The following is a 3,613-nucleotide window of genomic DNA, read 5'->3' as shown; positions in this document are numbered from 1 at the left end:
GCTGAGGCCCGGGCTGCGTTCGCCGATGCGGTCGCCCTGGGGGGTGCCGGCCCGCTTCAGGGCCGCCTTGGTGTGTACTCCGCCCTTCACCTTGCTGTGGAGGGGACCCTCGAAGCCGTGGCCGGGGCCGTGGCCCTGCGCGCGCCGCGTCTGCAGTTCGAGCCGCTCCACCGCCTTCGCCACCGCGGCCTGGATGTCCTGCTTCTGCTCTTTGCTCATCCCGTCGTCAACTCCTTCGGGAAGCATCCGATCGAACTAATGGGATCGTAAGCAGATCTGCGGATCCATGCACCTGGATGGGCCCGGTCAGGGGCGTCCCCCCGTCCCCTGCGCACCGCGGACCAGCTCCTCCGGGCAGGGCGTACCGCGGGGGAGCTGGTACTTCGCCGCGATCCGGTACTCCCCCGGCGCCGGGACCAGCAGCTCCGTCCACACGTCGCCCTCGCCGTCGCGGTCGGCCTTGAACAGGCAGCCGGCGGTGTTCGCGTACTCCTTCGTCCCCGCCGTGCCCCGCGCCTTCGACGCCGCGGTCTCCTGCGGCGTCTCCACGGCCTTGCCCGCGCCGTCCACCAGCCCCAGCCACGGCGAGTGCGGGATCCGCACCAGCACCCGGCCGGGCGCGGAGACGTCGAGGACCAGCTGGTCCGCGCCCGCCCGGACCACCTTCGCCGGCCCGGTCACCAGGCTCGTCGGAGCCTCCACCTGGAAGAGCAGCCAGTTCTCGTCGCCCCAGATCTGCCGCAGGTACGGGAGCCCCCCGCGCAGCAGCTCCGCCTCGGCCTGCCCGCCCGAGTCGGGCTTGTCGGCGGGCAGCACCACGTAGTGCACGGCCCAGCGCTCCAGCCAGCCCCGGTAGCTGTCGGCCGTGAGGGTGTCGTCGTAGAAGAGCGGGTTCCGCTCCAGGTCGGCCTGCCGGTTCCAGCCGCGCGCGAGGTTGACGTACGAGGGGAAGGCCGAGGACTCGCGGTGGCTGCTGGCCGGGACCACCTCGACCCGGCCCCGGTCGGCGCCGGCCTTCTGCAGCTGGTCGATCAGCGGGGCCAGCTCGCGGTTCCAGGCGGCCACCGGGGTGGTGCGGACGATGTCGGTGATGCTGTTGGTGGTGATCCAGACGTTGATCCCGACGAACGCCAGCAGTACGGCGTACCGGTGCCGGGTCCGCGGGGCCGTGTGCGGGACGGCCGCGAGGAGGACCGCCCCGCCGAAGAGCATGACCATGCGGGTGGCGTTCGAACCGATCTGGGAGTCGATCACCCAGGTCAGGAACACCCCGAGGGCGTAGACGGCGCCGGAGATCCGGACCGTCTTCCACCGCTTCGGCACGACGAAGGAGATGGCCAGCCCGAACACGAACGGCAGCCAGGCCGAACCGAACTTCATCGGCTGCGTCCCGGAGAACGGGAACAGCCAGGCCGACAGCCCGACCACCGCCACCGGGGCCAGCCCCAGGGCGTACGCGCCCGGGCGCCGCCCGCTCAGGAACAGCGCGGCCGCGATCACCCCGAGGAACAGCCCCGCCACCGGGCTCGCGGCGGTCGCCAGCCCCGCCAGCGGCGCGGCGACGGCGGCCTTGGCCCAGCGCCTGCGGGCCCACTTCCGGGGCCAGCAGAAGACGGCGGCCACGGCCCCCAGCGCGAACAGGGTGCCGAGCCCGAAGGTGACCCGGCCCGAGAGGGCGTTGCAGAACAGCCCGTAGACCCCGGCCAGCGCGGGCCACAGCGGCCGCCGGACGGCGCCCTGGCAGCGGGTCAGGACCAGGGCGAGCAGGGCCGCCGAGGCGGTCCCCGCGATCATCATCGTGGTCCGGACACCGAGGACGTGCATGACGTACGGGGAGACGACGCTGTACGAGACCGGGTGCATCCCCCCGTACCAGGCGAGGTTGTACGCCGTGTCCGGGTGCCGGCCGACGAACTCCGCCCACGCGTCCTGCGCGGCCAGGTCCCCGCCGCTGTTGGCGAAACAGAAGAACCAGACGACGTGCAGGACGGCCGCGACGGCGGCGGCCACCGGCACGGGATGGCGCTGCGCCCAGCCCAGGGCGCCGCCTGCCGGGGACCCGGCGGGCGGGTCCCCGGCAGGCGGGTGCTGTCTCTGTCCGGGTACCCGGCGCCCGGGCTTGTGCTGCTCAGCTGTGGTCACGACCGACACTCTCTCCCCGGCACGGCACTCCTGTCCCGTCCGGCTCCCTTTACGCGCCACGGCGCCCCGGGGTTGCCCGGGGCGCCGTACCGCGCTCGCGACCCGTATCAGCCGATACGGGTCAGCTTGCTGCCGATGCCCGGCGCGACCAGCTCCGACTGGAGCGCCACCGGCACCTTGACCTGACTTGCCCCGTCGCCGACGGTCAGCACGCCGACCGCCGTACCGGCCTTCGCCGTGCCGGGGATCTTCGTACCGCCGTCGCCGAGCTTGATGTCGACGGTCAGCGAGGACCAGCCGACCGCCTGGACGTCGGCGGTGGCGACGACCTTGGTCCGGCCGCCCACGCCGTCGTCCACGTACCCGACGACATCGCCCTTCTTGACGACGGGCGCGCCCTCCAGGGACTTCTGGGTGGCGACCAGGAGGTTCTTGCTCGCGGCGATGACGGTGTCGATGATCGGCGGCTTGTGCTGGCCGAGGACCGCGCCGACGATCAGCTGGTTGGTGTCGCCGACCTTCTTGTAGGCGGCGAAGAGGAGGTTACCGCCGGCCTTGGTCGTCGTACCGGTCTTGATGCCGAGGGACTCGTTGTACGGGACCAGACGGTTCCAGTTCGGCCAGTTCTTGCCGGTCTGGTCCGTCCAGGAGGGCTTGCGGGTGATGTCCACCAGCGCGTCCAGCTCGACGATCTTCAGACCGAGCTTGACCTGGTCCTCGGCGGTGCTGACCGTGGTCGCGTCCAGGCCCGAGGGGTCGGTGTAGGTGGTGTTCGTCATGCCGAGCTGCTTGGCGGTGTCGTTCATCTTCTTGACGAACGCCTCCTGGGAACCGGAGTCCCAGCGGGCCAGCAGCCGCGCGATGTTGTTGGCCGAGGGGATCATGAGGGCGGCGATCGCGTCGTACTCCGAGATCTTGTCGCCCTCCTTGACCGTGTTGAGGGTGGACTCGTTGTCCGACTTGTCCTTCTGACCCTCGGTCTCGGCGGTCTTGTCGACGTCGATCAGCGCGCCCTTCTCCCCCTTCTTGAAGGGGTGGTCGCGCATGATGATGTACGCCGTCATCGACTTGGTGACACTGGCGATCGGCACGGGCTTCTGCTCGCCGGACGAGCCGATCGTGCCGAGGCCGGCGGCGGCCATCGAGGCCTGGCCCTCGGTGGGCCAGGGCAGCTCGGGCGCCCCGCCGGGGAAGGTGTACTGGGACTTCGCCGTCAGGACGAGCTTCGGCGCGGGCAGCGGGCGCACCAGCTGCACGACGGCGAGGATGACGGCCAGCAGCACCACGATCGGCGCGTAGATCTTGACCCTCCGCACCACCGTCCGCATCGGGCTGGGCGGCGGGGGCGGATTGTTGGTGAGGTCCGCCAGCATGTCGAGCGGCGGCCTGGGCGGCAGCGGCTGCTGCGTGGTGCGCTCGCTGGGGTCCAGCCGGCGCACGGTGGGCGCGGCGGCGGGGTCGGGCCTGGGGG

At 71.7% G+C, this 3,613-nt stretch carries 3 protein-coding genes; all 3 read right to left on the bottom strand.

Features of this window, described 5'->3' with window-relative positions:
• Positions 1–219, bottom strand: a 219-nt coding sequence (locus VR44_RS30015) for a hypothetical protein (protein ID WP_245692493.1), incomplete at its 3' end; no start/stop codon positions are given.
• Between the two features lie 87 nt (positions 220–306).
• Entirely contained in the window at positions 307–2,142 is a 1,836-nt protein-coding gene (locus VR44_RS30010; RefSeq protein ID WP_425424544.1) for an MFS transporter, read from the bottom strand.
• 107 nt (positions 2,143–2,249) lie between these two features.
• A partial coding sequence (locus VR44_RS30005; RefSeq protein ID WP_045950765.1) for a D-alanyl-D-alanine carboxypeptidase family protein occupies positions 2,250–3,613 on the bottom strand: 1,364 nt, incomplete at its 5' end.

The organism is Streptomyces katrae (genome assembly GCF_000966975.1).
GTDB lineage: Bacteria > Actinomycetota > Actinomycetes > Streptomycetales > Streptomycetaceae > Streptomyces > Streptomyces katrae.
Note: the sequence above shows the minus strand (reverse complement) of the source record. Positions and strands in the feature narration are given on the sequence as shown.